The following is a 20,716-nucleotide window of genomic DNA, read 5'->3' as shown; positions in this document are numbered from 1 at the left end:
GTGTCTCTCCCCCGTCCTCGGATCCCCGGCTCAGGCGGGTGTGTCCGTCCGGCTGCGCCCGGTCAGATTGACGAGTACGGTCGCGTCCTCACCGATCCGTCCGGCGGCGGCCTCGTTGCGTACCGCCGCGATCGTCGCCGCCGCGGCGTAGCACACGTCGAGGCCCTCGAGTTCCCGCAGCATCGTCCTGGCCTCGACCAGCTCCCGGCGCGACGCCGAGACGACGGCTCCCCCGGTCTCCGACGCGATGTCGTACAGGTACGGGTAATACGGGGCGCCGTCCCCGAGCAGGATTGCCGTGGCCAGCCCCTCGGGCCGGTCGATCCGGTCAGCGGCGGTCAGTTCACGGCGGCCCTGCCGCCAGGCGGTGGCGGCGGGCGCGCACGACTCCTCCTGAACCATGAGGAACCGTGGCATCCGGTCGATCGCACCGGTCAGCAGGTACTCGCGCATGCCCTTGTGGGCGGCGAGCAGCCCCATGCCGCTGCTGATGCCCTGGACGACCACGTCGGGCGTGCGGTCCATCTGGTCGAGGGCCTCCAGGTAGGCCAGCTTGAGCCCTTCGCGCCGCGCCCAGTTGAAGAACCCGGCGTCCAGGTGGAGCCCCTGTTCGGCGGCGAAGCGGCGCGCCTGCGCGGAGGCGTCCACGTAGGTGCCGGGAACCACGGTGAGCGAGGTCCTGGCGTGGTCGGGTACGTCGTGGTTGGTGACGAAGTCCTCGCCGCAGAAGAAGTGGGCGCGCATCGCGGGGTCCCTGCGGACCGCGCGGGCGAGGGCGGTGGAGCTGTTGCCCGTGCTCGACCCGACGAACTCCTTGACCCCGAACTGCCGGAACACGGCCAGGACGACCGAGGCCAGTCGGTCCTTGGTGGTGCCGGTGGGCTGCCGCGACTCGTCCTTCGTCCACAGGCCGGGCACGCCGATGGCGGCGCCGAGCCTCGGTGCCGGCCGGCAGGGCGTACGGCGTGTGATGCCGTCGTCCAGGAAGTCCGGCGAGCTCAGCGGAAGGAAGTCGAAGTACGCCCGCTCGGGGGCCTCGTGGTCGCGGCGCGCCGCACCGCGGAGGGTGTGGCGTGGCTCCAGCGCCCCGGAGCAGTTCGGGCACCGGTACACCAATGCCAGTTCGAGTTCGGTGTCGCAGCGCAGGCAGGCGAGTGTGTACGTGCCTCCCGCGCCGCCCTGACTCTTCTCGTCCTCCGGCACTGCGGCGTCCCCCTCGTTCTTGTGGAACCGGATGCGATACGTGTCGTGCGGGAAGGGAGCGCCGGAGTCAGCCGGCGCGGCCCTCGTCCGCTGTGGCGCCCCGGCCGTGCCAGGAGCGCCACAGCGCCGCGTACGGTCCGCCGTTCGTGACCAGCTCGTCGTGCGAGCCGAGTTCGGCGATCCGGCCGTCTTCGACCACGGCGACGCGGTCGGCGTCGTGCGCGGTCTGGAGGCGATGGGCGATGGCGATCACGGTGCGGTCGGCCCGTACGGCGGCCATCGCCCGCTCCGCGTGCCGTGCGGTGGCCGGGTCCAGCAGCGAGGTGGCCTCGTCGAGGATCAGGGTGTGCGGGTCGGCCAGCTCCACCCGGGCCAGCGACAGCTGCTGGGCTTGCGCGGGGTCCAGCTCTTCACCGCCGGAGCCGACCTGCGTGTCGAGGCCGTCGGGCAGGTCCTTGACCCAGTCGGCGCCGACCACGGCGAGCGCGTCCAGCAGCCGCTGGTCGTCGGCGTCGGGGGCAGCCATGGTCAGGTTGTCGCGGAGGCTGCCGATGAAGACGTGGTGTTCCTGGGTCACCAGGACGACGCGGTTGCCGAGCTCGTCGGCGGCGGCGAGGTCCGCGACCGGCACACCGCCGACCTCGACGCTGCCCGTGCGCGGGGTGTCCGCGCCGGACAGGAGCTTGCCGAGGGTGGTCTTGCCCGCGCCGGAAGGGCCGACCAGGGCGAGGCGCTCCCCCGGGCGGACGGTGAGGTTCACGTCCTTGAGCACGTCGTGGCCCTCCACGTACGCGTAGTGGACCCCGCGCATCTCGATGCGGTCGTCGGCAGGTGTGGGGACGCCGCTGCGGGGCTCGCCCGCGACCATGCCGATGCCCTTGATGCGGGCGAACGCCGCGCCGCTGCGCTGGAGTTGCTCCATCCACATCAGCACGCGGTCGAGCGGTTCGACCAGCTGCCACATATAGAGGCTGCCGGCGACGACCACGCCCAGGCTGATGGAGCCGTCGAGGTAGGCGTGCCCGCCGACGAGCAGCGTCACGGCGACGGGCAGGGAGTGCGCGAACTCGGTGACGGGGAACAGCACGGTCCGCAGGAACAGGGTGCGGCGGGCGGCGCCGTACGCGCGGCCGATGGCCGCGTCGGCGTCCCGGACACGGCGGCGGCGCAGGCCGAACACCTCCACCGTGCGGGCGCCCGCGGCGGTGGCGGCGACGATCTCGGCCGCCTCCGACGCGGCTTCGCCCTCGGCGAGATAGGCGGTCCTGGCCCGCGCGAGGTACCAGCGGGTGACCAGGAAGACGAAGGGCATGCCGACCAGGGCCCACAGGCCGAGCAGCGGGTCCAGCAGAAAGACGGCGGCGAAGATGAACAGCAGCTGCATACCGGCGACGAACACGTCCGGGATGGCGCTGCGCAGCGTGGTGGCTACGGTGCCGACGTCCATCGAGGAGCGGGTCGTCAGGTCGCCGGTGCCGGCCTGTTCGACGACCCGGGCGGGCAGGGCGAGCGCCCGGTCCACGACCTCCTCCCGGAGCCGTGCGAGGGCGCGCTCGCCGAACCGGTGGGAGTGGTTGAGGGCGAACCGGCTGAGCACCAGCTGGGCGACGGCGCAGACGAGCACGCCCAGGGCGAGCTGGTCGACGGCGGACGTGGCTGCGTCGCCGGTCTCGACGCGGGTGACGATCCGGCCGAGCAGCCACGGCCCGGCGAGTCCGGCGACGGCGGCGAGTCCGGCGAGCAGGACGACGACGGCCATGGACCGCCAGTCGGCCTTGATCAGTTCCACGCCGGCCCGGCGTACGGTGGCGCGGTCCGCGACCGGGAGCCGCCATGGCTCGTTCGGGCGGCTCATCGGCTGTTTCCTTCCTGGAGGGCCGTCGTGTGCGCGGCCGGGACGCTCTCGTCGCTGTCCCGGAGCACGAGGTCCCGGTAGCCCGGGTGGGTAGCGAGCAGTTCGCCGTGGGTGCCGACGGCGACGACCTCACCGTCCACCAGGTACGACACCCGGGCGGCCCGGTCGAGGATGAGGGGTGAGGTGCTGACCACCAGGGTGGTGCGGCCCTGCCGGGCCTCGAGGACGCGCTGGGCCACGGTGGCCTCGGTGTGCGCGTCGAGCGCCGACGTCGGTTCGACCAGCAGGAGCACTTCGGGGTCGGCGAGGAGGGCCCGCACCAGGCGCAGGCGCTGGCGCTGTCCGCCGGAGACGTTGCGGCCCTGGGCTTCCAGCCGGGTGTCGAGGCCGTCGGGCAGGGCCTCCACGATGTCCTCGGCCACGGCGGTCCGCAGGGCTCTGTCGAATTCGCCGGCGGTGTGGTCGTCGCGGACCGAGACGGACGAGCGCAGGGCTCCGGCGAAGAGGTGGGCGTCGTTGTCGGCGACGAGGACACGGCGCCGCACTTCGGTCAGTTCGAGGTCGGAGAGCCGGACGCCGCCCCAGGTCGCGTCGGAGTCGGTGTAGCGGGCGAGCCGGTCGACGACGGCGCGTGCCTCGTCGAGGCGGGCGGAGACGAGGGCTGCCATCCGGCCGGGTTCCAGCGTCAGTCCGGAGTGCGGATCGTGCAGGGCGGCAGGGCCACTCGGGGCCGCCGCCGAGCTCGCCCCGTCTTCCACGTCGGGCTCCAGCGCGAGAATGTCGATCACCCGTCGGGCGGCGACGAGGCCGCGAGGCAGGTCGTCGGCACCCTCGATGAAGAACGACACGGGGACCAGGAGCGCGGCGACGTAGCCGTACACGGCGACCATCTCACCGACGGTGATCGTTCCGCTGGCGGCCATCCTGGCGCTGATCCAGGTGACGACGGCCAGGAAGATCACCGGCAGGCCGGCGCCGATGGCCTGGACCCAGGTGGTGAAGGAGGCGACCCGGTAGCCGTCGGCGAGGAGGGCCTGCGACCGTTCCCGGTACCGCTTGCCGAAGGCGGCCTTGCCTCCGATGCCGCACAGCACACCGAGGCCGGAGACGATGTCACCGGCGCGAGCCGTCAGTTCGCCCTGCCCTTCCCGGTAGGTGCCCTCGGCGCCGTGCAGTTTGCCGAGGAGGGGACCGACCGCGATGGCGAGCAGCGGGACGCCCAGCAGGACCACGCCGGCGAGGACCGTGGAGATGGTGAACAGCAGGACGGCGGTGGCCAAGTAGGCGACGACCGCGCCGACGCCGGGGCCGGTGATGGTGAGCGTCACGGCGATCCGCCCCATGTCGCCCGCCTGGAGGTGGGTGAGTTCACCGACGGAGACCTTGCGCGGCAGGGTGGCGCCGAGCCTGGTGACCTGCCGGACGACGACCTGCGCCGTCCGGTAGGCCGCGTCCGTGCGGATGAGCGTCATGGTGCGGTGCCGCAGGATGCCGAGGGTGGCGATGGCCGCGCCGGTGACCAGGATGATCACGACCCAGAACATCAGCGTTTCCGTGTCGCGCTGCCGGAGGCCGTCGTCGATGGCCTTGGCCATGAAGTACGGCGGCAGCATCAGCGCGCACATCCACAGGGAGCCCCACAGGGAGCCGAGCAGGATCCGGCCGCGCTGCATCACGACCAGCCACCACAGATAGCGGGCCGGACTTCGGCGGTCCGGCGTGCCGGGGTCGGTGTAGGGGACCCGGCGCTCGCGGGCGGGAAGGTCGGATCCTTCGGTCATCTCGGCCGTCCTTGTACAGGGGAGGTCATCGACGTGGGCCTTGGCTTCGGACCGCAGCGCGGCCGGCGCGGTCACGGTGGGAGGGCGCGGCACGACAGGGTCGGGCGGCGGGGCACTGCGGAGACGGCCTCGGACGGCCGGGAGCGCTGCGACCGGGTGGCGCTTCCGGCCCACTGGTGCCGCCGGTGTCCTGTCGGATTCCCCGGCCGGCACGGTCTCGTTGGGCACATGTCAGCAGCGTGCTGGCCATACTCTTAGAGCTTCCCCGGTGTGTCAAGCGAGCATGATCTTGGGGCTGTTCGGCGTACGGAAGATCCGGTCCGCGCCCCGCAGCGGGTGTCCGCCGGGACGGACTCCAGGACGGCCCCCACGCCGACGACCTGCGGTGTCAGTGCGCGACGAGGCTCTTGTTGACGTCGTCGCGGAAGTCCAGCCAGTCCTTCACGGGTTCCGGGTCGAAGTTCGGTGACTGCGCGACCAGTTGGATGAGGCGCGTGCCCACGTCCACAAGGTCCTGGCCGACCTCATCGGGACCGCGCCGGAACACCCGGGTCGACCGCTCGATCTCCGCCGGGTCGCGGCCGATCTCGGCGCACCAGGCGTCGAGGACGCCGTGCTTGTGCGCCAGTTCCCTGGCGTCGCCGAAGCCGTGCCAGATGTCGGCGTACCGGGCGGCCAGCCGGAGGGTTTTGCGCTCTCCGTTGCCGCCGACGAGGACGGGGATCTTCCGGGTGGGCGCGGGGTTGAGCCGCTGCCACCGCCGTTCGATCCGCTCCAGCCCCTCGTCCAGGGCGGCGAGCCTGCTCTTCGGCGTCCCGAACTCGTAGCCGTACTCGTCGTAGTCCTTCTCGTTCCAGCCGGCGCCGATACCGAGGATGAGGCGGCCGTCGCTGATGTGGTCGACCGTGCGCGCCATGTCGGCGAGCAGGTCGGGGTTCCGGTACGAGTTGCAGCTCACCAGGGGCCCGAACTCCACGCGGGAGGTCGCCTCGGCCCAGGCGCCGAGCATGGTCCAGCACTCGTAGTGCTCGCCGTCGGCGGGGCCGTAGACAGGGAAGAAGTGGTCCCAGTTGAACAGGATGTCCACGCCGAGTTCCTCGTACCTGGCGACGGCGCGGCGGATCTCGGCGTAGGAGCAGTACTGCGGCTGGATCTGCACGCCGACCCGGACAGGCCGCGCGGCGGAGGGGGGGTAGGACATGGGTTTCTCTCTTCGGAATCGCCGTTGGTGTGGACCGGTCACGGGTTGCCGGGCAGTGGGACCCCGAGATGCCGTGCCATCTTCGTGAGGAGTTCGTCCTCGGCGTCCCGGAGGAAGAAGTGGTCCCCGTCGATCTCCTCGATCGTCGCGGGCCCGCCGCTGTACGCGCTCCACGGCTCCGTGACGTCCCGTCCGGCGTCCTCGTCTCCCCGCCCGTAGAACACGGAGACGGGGCAGTCGAGCGGTTCGGACGGGGGCGCCTTGTAAGCGTCGAGGATGGTGTAGTCGGCCCGGAGGATCGGGATGTACAGCTCCATCAGCTCCTCGTTCTCCAGGAGTTCTTCAGGGGTGCCGCGCAGCCGCCGCAGCCGCTGGGTGAACTCCTCGTCCGAGAGGTCGTGCGTGGTCTCGGCCGGCGTGGCCAGATGGGGTGCCGGGCAGCCGGAGACCAGCAGGCGCCGGGGCGGAGGGAATCCCAGCGCGCGCAGGTGGCGGACGAGTTCGAAGGCGAGGATGCCTCCGAAGCTGTGACCGAAGACGGCGTACGGGACATGGCGCGCCTCCTCCATCGCCCCGGCGAGGTCATCGAGCAGGGGCTCCAGCTCGGACTTGGCGCGATCGGGCCAGCGGGCTCCGCGCCCCGGCAGCTCCAACGGCGTGACGGCCACCGACGACGGCAACCGGGTCTTCCACGGTTCGTACATGCGGGCGGAACTGCCGGCGTACGGGAGGCAGTACAGGTTCAGCACGGGTGCGCCGGCCGCCTCCGGCTGAGCGGCGCCCGGCTGCCGGGGCGGTCGCAGTCCGAGGAGTCCACTCACGGTGGGGTGGTCGTGGATGTGGCGCAGAGGCACCCGGTGGCCGAGGGCCGCCGTCAGACGGCGCTGGAGTTCCACCGCGAGGAGGGAGTTGCCCCCGGCCTCGAAGAAGTCCTCGTCGTCCGAGGTGGGGTCGGACTCCAGCGTCTCTCGCCAGGCTCGCACCACGGCTTCCCGGCGTGCTTCGACTTCCGTGTTCATGACGGTACTTTCCGGTACGGGGGACTCGGCCGGGCCTTCGCGGGGGCCCGGGTCGTGGCACGGGCGGGGTGTCCGCCCGTCACAGCTGGGGCACTACGGGCAGGACCACCCGCGACGGGTGGCCGGGCCCCCGGTGGACCCGCACGACCGGCACGGGGTCCCGCCGGGGCACCTGGGCGTTGTCGCGGTCGCAGCAGGTGACGCTGATCCGCAGCCGGCGGCCGGCCACGAAGACGTTCGACGTGGGGTGCATGTCGGCGACGAGTTCCACCGGTTCGCCGGGGAGCGGCGCGACCGAGTCCGCCGTCCCCGGGTGGTAGGGCAGGCCCATGGCGTCGTACGGGGGTGTGCCCAGGCCGCGGTGGGAGGCGCTGATCACCGCCTCGCTCACGTAGTGGGAGTCGCCTTTCTCGTCCACCTCCTCCAGGTAGACGAAGAACTCTCCGTCCGGGTGGGTGGAGGTGACCCACAGGTGGACCAGAGGGTGGCCGGTGACCTCAAGGTCCTCGGTGAGCACCGGCGAGGTGTACGTCAGGGCCTTGCTGTCGTTCGCTGTGAGGTCGTAGCGGAACCCGCCGCCGTACCCGTCGGACCAGCGCGAGGTCGTCCCTGTGGTGGCGGAGTAGTCGACCTCGTACGCGTCGGCGCCGGCGGCGGGGGCGGGCCCGGTCCCGTCCTCGGCGAGCAGCAGTCCGTCGTTGGCGGAGGGGACGGTGCCGGTCGGGCCCTGGTGGAAGTGGAACGCCCGGGGCCGCACGTGGGGCGGCGGCCACTGGCTCGCGGTGCGCCACTCGGTGCCCGGCGGGGCGCTCATGGTGAAGTACCTGACCGGCCGTTCGTCCATGACCCCGTTGTCGACGCCCTTGAGCCAGTGGTCGTACCAGCGCAGGTGTTCACGGGCGATGTCCTCGTCCGACCACTTGTTGTGGCTCCAGGGGCCGATGACAAGACGCTGCGGGTTGGTCAGATTGCGGTACCAGAGCGTCGTGTCGCGCACCCAGATGTCGTACCAGCCGGTCAGGTGGCACACGGGGACACCGGAGGCGTTGATGTCGGCCAGCGCGGCGGCGGGGTTGACGTGCTCGTACGGTGCGACGCCGGTCGCCAGGTCCGTGCTGTCGCGGAACTCCAACGCCGCGGCCTGCTCGAACACCCGCGCGTTGAGCCGGTGTCCGGCCATGACACCGGCGACGTCGGAGTCCCCCGCATGGGTGGCGCCCGCCTCCGTGTCGAGCCTGCGGACGGTCTCGCCCCAGTTGCGTGCGAAATCGTCCCGGAAGACCCCGCCGGGGCGCAGGAACGCGTAGAGGTCGAACATCGCCATCTGCGGGACGATCGCCGCCAGGTGCGGTGGCGCCTGCCCGGCGGCGAGCAGCTGGCTGATCCCCGAGTACGACATGCCGAACATGCCGACGCGCCCGGTGGACCAGGGCTGCTCGGCCAGCCATTCGGTCACCGTGTGGGCGTCCCGGGCCTCCTGGGGGTCGAACTCGACGGGCCGGCTGCCCTCCGATGCGCCGCCGCCGCGCACGTCGACCACGGCGACCACGTACCCGTGGCGCAGGAGTTCCCTGAGCCAGGGCTGGCTGTCCAGCTTGGTCAGCACGCCGCCGCTGACGTGCTCGGCCCGGCGGTAGCGCTCGTGGCACCAGACGACCGGCAAGGGCTCCTCGACCACCGTGCCCTCGCGCTTGGGGCGGTACAGGTCGGCGGCCAGGCCCACCCCGTCGTTCATGGTGATCCGTACGGTGCTGCGCTCGGCCAGGTCGGCCTCGGCGAGGAACGCCACGATCTCCGCCTTGCGCGCCACCAGCCTCTCGCGCAGGGCGGGGGTCATCGCCCCGGCCGGGGCGTCGAACCGCAGCTTCCCGTGCTCGGCCCACAGGGCTATGCCCTGCGCGCGCAGGGACAGCAGCAGGTCGACGACGCTTTCGGTCACGTGCGGGGTCACAGCTCGCCCAACTCGCGCTCGCCGGTCGTGTCGACGGCCGTCTCCCGGGACCGGAGGGTCCAGCGCAGTGTGTCGATCCGGGCGGCGAGGCTCGCGACCGTCGGCGTGTCGACGACGGCGCGCACCGGGATCTCCAGGTCCTGGGACCGGCGCAGCCGTTCCACGACGGACAGCAGGGTGAGCGAGTCGCCGCCCAGTTCGAAGAAGGTCGTGTTCACGTCGACCACGTCGAGCTTCAGCACCTCGCTCCACACGGCGGCGACGGCGTGCTCCGTCTCGGTGCTCGGCGGGACCACCGCGACCTCGGCCGGGGGCTGGTCGGTGGGCCGGGGCAGCCGGGCCCGGTCCACCTTGCCGGTGGCCGACATGGGCATCGTGTCGAGCCGGACGAAGACGGCGGGCTGCATGACCGCGGGCAACTTGGGCGCCAGGTACGCACGCAGCTCCGGATCGTCCGGGCCGCCCTCCGGGGCCGGAACGAGATAGGCGACGAGCCGCTCGTCGGGCTCCAGGACCACCACCGCGTTCGCCACGCCGGGATGCCCGCGCAGCACGGACTCGATCTCCTCCAGCTCGACCCGCACACCGCGGATCTTGACCTGGTGGTCGGTGCGGCCGAGGAACTCCATCTCGCCGCCCGGCAGCCAGCGGACCATGTCGCCCGTCCGGTAGAGGCGGCGACCGGGCCCCGCGGGGTCCGGGACGAAGCGCTCGGCCGTCAGGTCGGGCCGGTTGCGGTAACCGCGGGCGACGCCGTCCCCGCCGACCAGCAGCTCGCCGGGGACGCCGATCGGCTGCTGGTTGCCCCAGCGGTCCACGACGGCGCAGGAGGCGTTGGAGACGAGCTCCCCGAGCGGCATGGAGGCGCGGTCCTTCGAGGCGTGGCCCATGCGCCCGGCGAGCGCCACACCGGCGGTCTCCGTGGGGCCGTACTCGTTCCAGATCAGGCACTCGGGCGACACGACCTCGCGGATGCGGGCGACCAGGTCGCCGCTGAGGTTCTCGCCGCCCAGGGAGACGTGCCGCAGGGTCGGCAGGGTGACGCCCACGCCGGTGAGCGCCCGCATCTGGGTGGGCGTGAGGTACAGCATGTGGATGTCGTGGTCGTTGACGAACCGGGCCGTGGCCGTGGGGTCCGCCCGTACGTCCAGCGGCAGCATGACCAGGCAGGCACCGCTCGTCAGCGCGTGGAACATCTGCTCCACGGACCAGTCGAAGTGGTACGAGAGGTTGTGTACGACCCGGGTGCCCTCACCGATGGGCCGGATGTCCTGCGCCCACCGCATCCAGGGGGTGACGGCCGTGTGCGGCAGTCCCACGCCCTTGGGCCTGCCCGTCGTCCCGGAGGTGTACATGAGGTACACGAGTTGCGCCGGGTCGACCGCCGGGTCGGGACGCCGCGCCCCGGGTGCGGCCGGTGCGGCGCCGCCGTCCCCGCCGACGGGCCCCATCGCCTCGGCCGGCACCACGTCGACGCCGGCGAGCGCGACGCCCGGCAGCTGGGCGTGCAGCCCGGCGGTCGTCACCAGCACGCGCATGCCGCTGTCCTCGACCAGATGGGTCATGCGGTCCACGGGGGCGAGCGGGTCGATCGGCACGTAGGCCGCCCCCGCCTTGAGGATGCCGAGGATGCCGGCCAGGAGGTCCACCGAGGGTTCCGCGCAGAGCCCCACGAGGTGGTCCGTGCGGACGCCGCGTTCTGTGAGCGCGGCGGCCAGCAGATCCGCGCGCCGGTCCAGTTCGCGGTAGGTGACCCTCGTGTCTGCGCTCTCCACCGCCACCGCACCGGGAGTCCTGCGCGCCTGCTCCTCGAACATGTGGTGGAGGAACGTGTCCGTCGGGTACGGCCCGCAGCGGGCCGCCGACCAGGACTCGATCTGCCGCCGCTCGTCGTCGGGGAGGAGCTGGAGGCCGGAGAGCCGCTTCGTCGGCGCGGCGACCGCGTCGGCGGCGAGCGTGCGGAAGTGGTCGAGGATCCGCCACGCCTTGTCCTCGACGAAGAGGTCGGTGTTGTACTCCAGCGCCACCCGGTGGGTGGTCTCGGTCTCGGTCACCGAGAACACCAGGTCGAACTTGGCGGCGTTGCGGTCCAGGTCGACGTCGGTGACCGTGAGGCCGGGCAGCTGCGGCGACGGCAGCTCCTGCTGGTAGGCGAGCATGACCCGGAACAGCGACTGAAGCCCGGAGCGGTCCGTGGCCACGGCGTTCACCACCCGCTCGAACGGCACGTCCTGGTGCGCGTAGGCGCCCAGTGTCCGCTCGCGTACGTCCCCGAGCAGCCCGAGCACCGTGGGGTCCCCGGAGAGGTCGCAGCGTACGGCGAGGGTGTTCAGGAAGTAGCCGAACATGCCTTCCAGCTCGGGCAGGTCCCGGTTGGCGCTCGGGGTGCCCACCACGATGTCCGTCTGGCCGCTGTACCGGTGCAGCAGCGCGGCGACGAGGGTCAGCACGGTCATGAACGGCGTGGCGTCGTTCTCGCGGGCCAGCTCCCGGATGCGGCGCGAGACCGCCCGCGGCAGCTCCACGGCGACGGTCGCGCCCCGGCCGCTCGGCGAGCCCTGCGGGGTGAGGTCCGTGGGCAGGTCGAGCACGGGGAGAGGACCGCGCAGGCGCTCCTTCCAGTACTCCAGTTGCGCGTCGAACGCGGCGTCGCCGACGGTGCGCCGCTGCCAGGCCGCGAAGTCGGCGTACTGGAGGGCCGGCGGGTCGGCCGCCGGGACGGTGCCCTTGGCGGCTGCCGCGTACAGCTCCAGCAGCTCCGCCACGGCGAGCTCGAAAGAGTGGATGTCGGTGATGGCGTGGTGCATGTTGACCAGCAGGACGTGCCACTGGTCCTCCAGCCGGTACAGCTCCGCCCTCAGCAGCGGCCCCCGCTCGACGTCGAACGGCAGCTGCGCCGAGGCGCCGATCCGGTCGACGAGGATCTGCTCCCGCTGCTCCTCCGGCTCGGCCTGGAGATCGACGATCTCCAGGGGCAGTTCCATGGCGGCCTCGACCACCTGGTGGGGTATGCCGCCGACGGCGCGGATGGCGGTGCGGAACGGCTCGTGCCGGTCGACCAGCGTCTGGAGGGCCAGGCGCAGAGCCGCGACGTCGAGGTCCCCCTCGATCTCGACGGCGGCGGGGACGTTGTACCGGGAGCTGGGTCCCAGGATGTGCTCCTCCACCCACAGGCGCTGCTGGGCGAAGGAGGCCGGTGCTTGGAAGGTCCCCTCGGTCCGCTCCGCGAACGGCTCGACAGTGGTGCCGGTGAGCGGCGCGCCCCCGCCGAGATCGTGGATCCTGGCGGCCAGTTCGGCGGCCGTCTGGCTCTCGAAGAGCGCGCTGAGCGGGATGCGGACGCCAAGTTCCTCGCGCAGCCGACCGATCATCCGGGCGCCCTGGAGCGAGTTGCCGCCGAGGGCGAAGAAGTTCGCGTCCGGGTCCGGGGTGTCGATGCGCAGCACGGACGCCCAGACGGAGGTCACGACGTCCGTGACGGAGGGGGTGTGCGTGTCGCCCTGCGGGGCGGTCCCGTACTGCGAGGTCATGCCGTTCCAGCCTTTCCGTAGAGCGAGACCGCGCCGAGCCGTTCGGTGATGTCCTCGAGGACGGCCGTGCGCGCGGAGTGCGGGAAGAAATGACCGCCGGGGAACATGCGGCAGTCCGAGGGCCCGGTCGTCACCTCACCCCACCGCGCCAGTACGTCACTGCCGACGCTGCCGTCCTCGGTGCCGCCGTACGCCGTGACGGGGCAGGTGAGCAGGGGTTCGGCGCGGTGGACACGGCTCTCGACGACGGCGAGGTCCGCTCGTATGACGGGGAGGAACAGCGCCATCAGCTCCTGGTCGGCGAGCACGGCCTCCGGGGTCGCGCCCCACTCCCTGAGCCGGTCGCCCAGCTCCTCGTCGGACAGGGTGTGCAGCGGCGTTTCCGGTACGTCCCCGAGCTGCGGCGGCACACAGCCGGAGGCGAACAGCCGTACCGGCGAGCCCGCTTCCAGCTGTTGCAGCGCCCGCGCCAGCTCCCACGCCACCACGGCCCCCATGCTGTGGCCGAACAGGGCGAACGGGCGGTCGAGCAACGGGACGACGGCGGGGACCAGGGCGTTGAGCAGGTCGTCCATGCGGTCGAGGGGCGGGGTCATGACCCGCTCCTCCCGGCCGGGCGGCTGGACCGCCCACAGCTCGATGCCGTCGGGCAACTCGGCGGCCCACCCGCGGTACGCCGAGGCACCGCCTCCGGCGTGGGGCAGGCACAGCAGCCGCATGGTCGCGTGGGGCCTGTGGACGAACGGCCGGACAAGCGTCGTCATCGGGTGTTCTCGTTCTCCATCTTCAGGCGGAGGCTCAGCGGACGCATGTCGGTCCACACCTCCTTGATGTGGGCCAGGCAGGCGTCCTTCGGACCCTCGTGTCCGGCGTGCTTCCAGCCGTCGGGGACCTCGCGGCCCAGCGGCCAGATCGAGTACTGCTCCTCGTGGTTGACCACCACGGCGTAGTGGGCTTCTTCCTGCCGCTCGTCCATGGAACTCTTCCTTCTCGAATGAGCGAGTCCGCCGGTTGCCGGACTCGGTTGCGGTCCCGGGCCGCCGTCCCTCGTCAGGCGCCCGGGGCCCGGTTGGACCGCGGGGCTCCCAGGCGGCGGCGCCCCCTCGGTGCGACGACGCCTGCCCGGCGGGCCCGTCGCATGGGTTCGGCCAGGGCCGCCAGCGTCGTGTCCGGGCCTGCCGTCACCTCGCGCAGCACGGCGAGGAAGGCCGCCCTCACCTCCAGGGCCTCCGACTCGGCCAGCCGCAGGGAGTTGTAGGTGAGCCGCATGCTCAGACCGTCCTCGCCCGGCTTGCCGTACAGGCAGAGGTCGAGCTGCGACGTCTGGTTGGCGGGCGGCAGGAAGTCGGTGAACTGGAACGCGGTCGAGAAGACCGGGTTCCGGCCGGCCCGGGGCGTGTTGTCGGCGGACGCCACCCGTTCGGCGATCAGCGTGAACGGGTAGCGGCTGTGGGCATAGGCGCCGACGCTCTTGCGCTGGGCGCGCCGGACCAGCTCGTCGAACGTGTCGGTGTCGGAGAGAGCGAGGCGAACGGCGAGCGGGTTGACGAACATGCCCAGTTGGCTGCCCATGCTCTTGCTGTCCCGCCCGGAGAACGGCACACAGATCACCATGTCGTCGTCCGACCCGATGCCTCGCAGCGCCACGGCGTACGCGCTGAGGAGGAGGACGTGCACGGTGACGTCCCACTTCCTGGCGAGCGCCCCCACGGCTTCGGACAGGTCCGGGTCGACCGTGAAGTCCAGGGTCTCGTTGGCCACCTCGGCGCCGGGCGCGTCGTGGTCACCGATGTGCAGCCGGGGCAGGGGCCCGGCCAGCTCGTCGAGCCAGTAGGCCTCGGCGGCCGGGCGCTCGGGGCCGGCCAGCCACGCGAACCGGCCGCGGATCAGCTCCTCGTACGTCGTCTCCAGCGGCTCCGGCGACGGCTCCTCGCCCTGGGCGAGCGCCTCGTACGTCTCCAGCAGCTCCCGCAGGAAGATCCCGATGCCCGTGCCGTCGGAGATGAGGTGGTGCATGGTGTAGTACGCGCAGTGGTGTTCGGGGCCGAGCCGGTACAGCGCGGCGCGCAGCGGCGGGGTACTCAGGTCGTCGAAGGGGACGGCGCTGTCCGCGCGGATCAGCCGCTCGGCCTCGGCCTGCGGGTCGGGGTGCGCGCTCAGGTCGATCAGTGGGACGTCGAGGTCGAAAGCGGGCAGGACCCGTTGGCGGGGCCCGTCCGCGGTGTCCCGGAACACGAGGCGGAGCGCCTGGTGACGCTCGATCAGGTATGCGACAGCCCTGCGGAAGACCGCGTGGTCGACGGCGCGGTGCACGTGCGTCCACACGGGCAGGTTGAGTTCGGCACGGCCCTCCCCCAGCTGGTGCTGCAACCACATGCCGCTCTGGGCGTTCCAGAGGCCGAACCAGGCCGGGTCGGTCTCGTCCCCGGCCGCCTGGTCCGGGGTGGATGCGGTGTCCGGGGCCGTCGCCGTGTCCGGGGCGTCCGTCGGGCCGGCCGCCTCGTCGTCGGAGGTCAGGTGCCTGGCGAGGTCGGCGACCGTCGGGTGGGCGAACAGGTCGGCGATCGACGTCTTCACGTCGAGGGCCTCTTGCAGGGTGTTCGACAGGCGCAGGGCGAGCAGCGAGTCGCCTCCGAGGTCGAAAAGGGTGGCGGACACGTCGATCTCACGGATGCCGAACTCGGCGGCCCACAGCCTGCCGAGGGTCTCCTCCATCGGGCTGTACACGCCGTCGGGCCGCCCCAGCAGTGTCACCTCCGTGACGGGTGCCGGGGACCCCGCGACGGCCCGTGGGGCGGGCGCCGCCGACCGGGCGGCCACGGCCCGCCGGATCGGCTCGCCCAGGCGGATGGGCGAGGCCGCCATACGGGCTCGCAGCACGGCCGGGTCCAGCACGGCCAGCGCGTCGTGGTTGATCTCTCCCACGATCACCCGCGTGTGGTCCGAACGGACGGCCGCGTGGAAGCTCGCCAGCGCGTCCTCGATCTCGATGGACCGGAAGAAGCCCTGGTCGCGCTGGACGCCGTGGTCGGCGGCCATGCCGGTGCCCAGCCAGTCGGTCCAGTTCAGGGTGATCGTGCGCAGCCCCCGCTTCCCGCGCCAGGCCGCGTACGCGTCGAGGAACAGGTTGGCCGCCGTGTAGTCGCCCTGGCCCGGTGAGCCGAACAGGGCGGTGGTCGAGCTGAACATCACCATCAGCTCGGGCGGGTCGTCGGCGGTGACGTCGTCCAGCACCATCGCGCCCGTGACCTTGGGGGCCAGGGTGGCCCGGTAGACGTCGGGCGTCTTGTTCATCAGGAAGCCGTCGCCCGCGGTGCCGGCCGCGTGGATCAGCCATGTGACGCGGCCGAGGTCCCGGCGGACGGCAGCGACGACGCGGGCCATGTCGTCGTGGTCGCAGACGTCGCCCGCGCAGACGAGGACGCGGGCGCCGCGGGACTCCATCTCCTGGATGAGGCGGATCCGCTCGGCCTGGTCGGCCGGCCCGTCGCGCAGCACGTCGGGCCACCGCTCGCGGGGCGGCAGTCCGCGCCTGCCGACCAGGGCGATCCTCGCTCCGGGGCGGGCCGCGCCGATGGACCGGGCGATCTCCAGGCCGAGTCCGCCGAGACCGCCGGTGATCAGGTGGACTCCGTCCGGTACGGCCGTGGCGTCCTCCGGCTGCGGGCCCAGGTCCGCTTCGACCAGTTCGAGGACGTAGCGGCCGTCCGAGCGCAGGGCGACCTGCCCGGCCGGATCCGTCCCGAGGATCTCCCGGACGAGCGCGCCGGGCGGGACGTCGGCGGCCGTGTCGACGCACCGGCAGCCTATGTCGGGGTGCTCCTGGCCGATGACCTTCGCCATGCCGAACAGCGCGGAGTGGGCGGGCACGAGGTAGGGCTCGTCGCCGGTGACGTCCTCGACGTGCCCGGCGACGACGGTGAGCCGGCGGGGGCCCGCGCCCTGCCTGCCGAGGGTATGGGCCAGTCCCAGCAGGGCCATGACGCCGCTGTCCAGGAGGCGTTCCTGAGCGTGTCGGCCGGGGCTGCCCGCCTCGTCCTCGCTCGCCACGAACACGGTCTCCGCCGGCAGTGGCTCCGTCCAGGTGGTCCAGTCGGTGTCGGCGTCGGTCACGTCGACGGTCACGCCGGCGTCCCGCAGCTCAGCGACGAGGGCCGCGCGCCGGGGCGAGTCGGCTCCGACCACCAGGGCGCGGTCGACCGGCCGTCGTGCGGCACCCGCCTCGTCGGTGCCGTCACCGGTCGCCTCGGTGCCGTCCGCGGGCACCCAGCGCAGGGTGTGGTGCGCTGAGGCCGCGCGGGCGTTCTGGACGGTTCGCCGGGGGTCGTTGACGCGCTTGGCCGTGAATCCCCTGACGTCGAGGACGACGGCACCGTCGGGCGCGCAGACCAGGACGTCGACCTTGCGGATCTCGTCGCTCTGCGGGAAGTCCGGGTCGGGCTGGACGAAGCTGACGCACCGGGCGGGCATCGGCCCGTGCACAGTGAGGTGGTCATAGGCCAGCGGCAGATAGAAATCGTCTCCGGACGCGTCGGGGGCGTCGTCGCCCTGGAGCATCGCCCAGCGGTGGAACCCGGTCGCCAGGTCCAGCAGGGCGGGGTGGAGCGCGAAGGCGCCGGTCTCCTCGTGGTAGCGCTCCGGGAGGTTCAGGTGCCCGAGCGCGGCCCGCACGCCGACGTCGACCGTGCGCAGGCTGTCCTGCCAGCGGCTGCCGAAGTCCATGACCCGGTGCTCGGCCTGCATGGTGCCGACGTCCACGGTGGCGAGCCGGCAGCGGGCGGCGAGGGCGGGCAGGTCGGCGCGGCGCGGCGGCTGGGGCTCCGCCGAGAGCCTGCCGCGCACGTGGACGGTCCACCGCCGGCCGTCGGGTGCTGCCGGGTCCTGGCTGACGACCTTGAACTCGGCGCCGTCACCGCCGTCGGAGCGCACGATCGTGTGCGCGACGCGCGGCTGCTCCGCCGTCACCAGGAGAGGGACCTGGAACTCGACGTCGGAGAGGACGGTGACCTGCTCGCCGAGGTACTCCGTGCCCGCGGCGCGCGCCATCTCCAGGTAGGTGGTGCCCGGCACGATGGCCTCGGAGAGCATCTTGTGCTCGCTGAGCACCCAGTGGCGTTCCAGGTCGAAGGACGTACGGAAGACCGCTTCGTCCACCGTCCGCACCAGCAACTCGTCCAGGAGCGGGTGGGGCCCCGGCGTCAGCGGCGCCCGTGGTGCCGGGGCGGGCTCCAGCCAGTGGCGCGTCCGCTCGAACGGGTAGGCGGGCAGCGCCACACGGCGGGGCCGCTCGTCGGCGTGATAGCCGGTCCAGTCCGGGGTGATGCCGTGGAGCCAGAGCAGGCCCAGCGCGCGCTGGGCGGTTTCCAGCGGCCCTCGGCCGTCCTGCCGGTGCGGCAGCGTGGCGGTCACCAGGCGCGGCGGCTGTGCGCCCGCGAGGGTCCGTGCGGCGAGGCTGCGCAGCGTCTGGCCGGGACCGACCTCCAGCAGGGCCACATCCGGGTCTGCCGCCAGGACCTCGACGCCGCGCGCGAACTCGACCGTGGCGAGGACGTGGCGGCCCCAGTAGGCGGGGTCGGTGGCCTCCCGGGCGGTGATCCAGTCTCCGGTCACGTTGGAGAGGAACGGCACCGCCGGCTCGTGCCGGGGCACCTGGGCGACGGCGTGGGTGAACTCCTCGACCATCGGGGCCATCAGCGCGGAGTGGAAGGCGTGGGAGGTGGCGACCGGGCGGGTCGCGATCCCCTGCCGCTCCGCGAGGGTGGCGAACGCGGCGACCGCCTCGTGCGGACCCGACACGACACAGTCGGACGGGCCGTTGTGCGCCGCCAGGGACAGTTCGGCGGGCAGGAGCCGTTCCACGGTGGCCCGGTCGCAGGAGACGCTGAGCATCGCGCCGCCCGCCTGCCGCTCCATCAGCCTGCCGCGCAGGGCGACCAGCCGGAGCGCGTCGGCGAGTTCGAAGACCCCCGCGCGGCAGGCGGCCACGTACTCGCCGAGGCTGTGCCCGATCATGGCGGACGGGGTGACGCCCCAGGAGCTCCACAGCTCGGCAAGCGCGTGTTCCAGGGTGAAGAGGGCCGGCTGAGCGAGCGCGGTGGTACCGAGCAGGCGGGCCGCTTCCTCGTTGTCCGGCGCGGCGAGCAGCAGATCGCGGACGTCCGCGCCGAGTTCGGGGCGCAGCAGTTCGGCGCACCGGTCGACGGCCTCGCGGAACACCGCCTCGTGCGCGTAGAGCCCGTCCGCCATCCCCGGGTACGCGGAGCCCTGCCCGGTGAAGAGGAACGCGACGGAGGGTGAGGCCGCTTCGGCGGTGCCGGTCGTCACGCTCCCGCCGTCGCGGGTTTCCAGGGCGCGCGCCGCGGCGTGCGGGTCCGGGGCGACGACGACGCGGCGGTGGCGGAACTCCTGGCGGCCCTGCGCCAGGGTGAAGGCGACGTCGGCGAGCGACAGGTCCTCCTGCCGCAGGCGCGCGGCCAGCCGGTCGGTGGCCCGCTCCAGCGCCTGCGGAGTGCGGGCCGACAGGACGAGCACCTGGGAGGGCCGGGTCGGGCCGGGCGGGGCGGGCTCGGGTGCTTCCTCGAGGACGACGTGGGCGTTGGTGCCGCCGAACCCGAAGGCGCTCACCCCGGCTCGTCGGGGGCCGCCGTCGGGGGTGTTCCAGGGGGCGAGCTCCCGCTGGACGTGGAACGGCGTGCTGGAGAAGTCGATGGCCGGGTTGGCCTGGCGGAAGTGGACGGTGGGCGGCAGGGTGCGGTTGCGCAGGGCGAGCGTGGTCTTGAGAAGCCCGGCGATTCCGGCGGCGGCGTCGAGGTGGCCGACGTTCGACTTCACCGAGCCGATCGCGCAGAATCCGGTGCGGTCCGAGCCGGCGCCGAAGGCCCTGGTCAGCGCCTCGATTTCGATGGAGTCGCCGATCCTGGTGCCGCTGCCGTGTGCCTCGACGTAGCTGATGTCGCCGGCCTCGACACCGGCGATCTCCAGGGCCTCCAGTACGACGGCGCTCTGCCCGGCCACACCGGGCGCGGTGAAACTCGCCTTCGCGGAGCCGTCGTTGTTGACGGCGGTGCCCTTGATGACCGCGTACACCGTGTCGTCGGCGCGCAGCGCGTCGTCGAGGCGCTTGAGTACGACGATGCCCGCGCCGTTGTTGAAGACGGTCCCCCGGCTGTCGGCGTCGAAGGGGCGGCAGTGCCCGTCGGGGGACATGATGCCGCTCTCCTGGTACTGGTACCCCTTGCCCGGCGGGACCTTGAACGCCACTCCGCCGGCGATCGCCATGCCGCACTCGTGGCTGAGCAGGCTCTGGCAGGCGAGGTGGACCGCCACCAGGGAGCTGGAGCAGGCGGTGTGCACGGGGACGCTCGGGCCGTGCAGATCGAGCTTGTAGGAGACGCGCGTGGTGAGGAAGCCGAGCTCGTTTCCGAGCCCCACGTTGGAGGCGCCGATGGAGGCGCCGCTCTCCAGGTTGGCGAAGACGTGCGGGAGGTAGGCGCTGGTCCCCGCGCCGCCGAAGACCCCGACACTGTCCCCGATCCGGCCGGGACTGTAGCCGGAGTGCTCCAGTGCCTCCCAGGCCAGTTCGAGGAAGATCCGGTGCTGCGGGTCCATGATGGTGGCTTCGCGGGGCGTGTACCCGAAGAACTCCGCGTCGAAGAGGTCGACACCCTCCGCCCGGGCCCCGGCCTTCACGTAACCGGGGCGGGAGAACTCCGCCTCGGGGACACCGGCGGCGAGCAGTTCGGCATCGTCGAAGAAGGCCACGGACTCGACGCCGTCCCGGAGGTTCGACCAGAACCGGTCCAGGTCGGGTGCTCCCGGGAATCGTCCGGCCATGCCGATGACGGCGATGTCGGTGCCCAGCTCCTGCGAGTCGTCGGACTCTTCCACGTACTCCTCCAATCCGTACTGCCGCGTTGCGTTGACTGACACTGCCCGCGCGCGGTCGCGCGCCGCCGCGACGGGCAGGCGGCGGTGTCCGTCGTGGTTCCGGGGGCCGCCCCGGCCGGGGCGGGGCGCGCGGCAGGACGACGCGAACCGGGTGGTGTGGGAAGGAGACGACCAGTCGGCGGGAATCCCGGAAGAAGGCCGGGAGCCGGGTCTGTCGGTCGCGCTGCGGGAACGTCGACACATTGCGGCAGCGTCCCGCTCATACTCTTAGCCGCTCTTCCCGGTGTCA

At 72.5% G+C, this 20,716-nt stretch carries 10 protein-coding genes; all 10 read right to left on the bottom strand.

Translation table 11 applies throughout. The annotated features are described in order from the left end of the window. Positions 1 to 30: 30 nt before the first annotated feature. The 10 genes from KUM44_RS25650 to KUM44_RS25605 all read right to left on the bottom strand — a co-directional run bounded on the left by KUM44_RS25650 (position 31) and on the right by KUM44_RS25605 (position 20,427). Complete coding sequence (locus KUM44_RS25650; RefSeq protein WP_217211483.1) at positions 31 to 1,203, bottom strand: pyridoxal-phosphate dependent enzyme; 1,173 nt, start codon at positions 1,201 to 1,203, stop codon at positions 31 to 33. A gap of 67 nt (positions 1,204 to 1,270) precedes the next feature. Beyond that, positions 1,271 to 3,058 carry an ABC transporter ATP-binding protein gene (locus KUM44_RS25645; RefSeq protein WP_217211482.1) on the bottom strand — a complete coding sequence of 596 codons (1,788 nt, stop codon included), beginning with the start codon at positions 3,056 to 3,058 and terminating at the stop codon, positions 1,271 to 1,273. Further along, complete coding sequence (locus KUM44_RS25640) at positions 3,055 to 4,839, bottom strand: ABC transporter ATP-binding protein (RefSeq protein WP_217211480.1); 1,785 nt, start codon at positions 4,837 to 4,839, stop codon at positions 3,055 to 3,057. The genes KUM44_RS25645 and KUM44_RS25640 overlap by 4 nt, the downstream gene beginning before the upstream one ends. A 388-nt stretch (positions 4,840 to 5,227) precedes the next feature. After that, positions 5,228 to 6,040 (bottom strand): LLM class F420-dependent oxidoreductase, encoded by an 813-nt coding sequence (locus KUM44_RS25635; protein ID WP_217211478.1) that lies wholly within the window; start codon positions 6,038 to 6,040, stop codon positions 5,228 to 5,230. Positions 6,041 to 6,078: 38 nt separating this feature from the next. After that, positions 6,079 to 7,059, bottom strand: coding sequence for an alpha/beta fold hydrolase (locus KUM44_RS25630; RefSeq protein WP_217211476.1), 981 nt, complete (start codon positions 7,057 to 7,059; stop codon positions 6,079 to 6,081). Positions 7,060 to 7,138: 79 nt separating this feature from the next. Then, entirely contained in the window at positions 7,139 to 8,998 is a 1,860-nt protein-coding gene (locus KUM44_RS25625) for a CocE/NonD family hydrolase (protein ID WP_217211474.1), read from the bottom strand. Between the two features lie 8 nt (positions 8,999 to 9,006). Further along, entirely contained in the window at positions 9,007 to 12,540 is a 3,534-nt protein-coding gene (locus KUM44_RS25620) for a non-ribosomal peptide synthetase (RefSeq protein WP_217211473.1), read from the bottom strand. Continuing rightward, complete coding sequence (locus KUM44_RS25615) at positions 12,537 to 13,304, bottom strand: thioesterase II family protein (protein ID WP_217211472.1); 768 nt, start codon at positions 13,302 to 13,304, stop codon at positions 12,537 to 12,539. Before KUM44_RS25615 ends, KUM44_RS25620 begins: the two co-directional genes overlap by 4 nt. Next, on the bottom strand, positions 13,301 to 13,516 hold the full coding sequence (locus tag KUM44_RS25610; RefSeq protein WP_217211471.1) for an MbtH family NRPS accessory protein: 216 nt from the start codon (positions 13,514 to 13,516) through the stop codon (positions 13,301 to 13,303). Before KUM44_RS25610 ends, KUM44_RS25615 begins: the two co-directional genes overlap by 4 nt. A 74-nt stretch (positions 13,517 to 13,590) precedes the next feature. Continuing rightward, complete coding sequence (locus KUM44_RS25605; protein ID WP_217211470.1) at positions 13,591 to 20,427, bottom strand: type I polyketide synthase; 6,837 nt, start codon at positions 20,425 to 20,427, stop codon at positions 13,591 to 13,593. Positions 20,428 to 20,716: the final 289 nt, after the last annotated feature.

The organism is Streptomyces sp. AC550_RSS872 (assembly GCF_019049285.1).
In the GTDB taxonomy this organism is placed as follows: Bacteria; Actinomycetota; Actinomycetes; order Streptomycetales; family Streptomycetaceae; genus Streptomyces.
The sequence above is the reverse complement of the archived record's forward strand: the minus strand, read 5'-3'. Positions and strand labels throughout refer to the sequence as shown.

Excerpts from the sequence above, each read along its gene's own strand:
- KUM44_RS25645 (WP_217211482.1), bottom strand. The coding sequence starts at position 3,058 with ATGAGCCGCCCGAACGAGCCATGGCGGCTCCCGGTCGCGGACCGCGCC.
- KUM44_RS25640 (WP_217211480.1), bottom strand. The coding sequence starts at position 4,839 with ATGACCGAAGGATCCGACCTTCCCGCCCGCGAGCGCCGGGTCCCCTAC.
- KUM44_RS25635 (WP_217211478.1), bottom strand. The coding sequence starts at position 6,040 with ATGTCCTACCCCCCCTCCGCCGCGCGGCCTGTCCGGGTCGGCGTGCAG.
- KUM44_RS25630 (WP_217211476.1), bottom strand. The coding sequence starts at position 7,059 with ATGAACACGGAAGTCGAAGCACGCCGGGAAGCCGTGGTGCGAGCCTGG.
- KUM44_RS25620 (WP_217211473.1), bottom strand. The coding sequence starts at position 12,540 with ATGACCTCGCAGTACGGGACCGCCCCGCAGGGCGACACGCACACCCCC.
- KUM44_RS25615 (WP_217211472.1), bottom strand. The coding sequence starts at position 13,304 with ATGACGACGCTTGTCCGGCCGTTCGTCCACAGGCCCCACGCGACCATG.
- KUM44_RS25610 (WP_217211471.1), bottom strand. The coding sequence starts at position 13,516 with ATGGACGAGCGGCAGGAAGAAGCCCACTACGCCGTGGTGGTCAACCAC.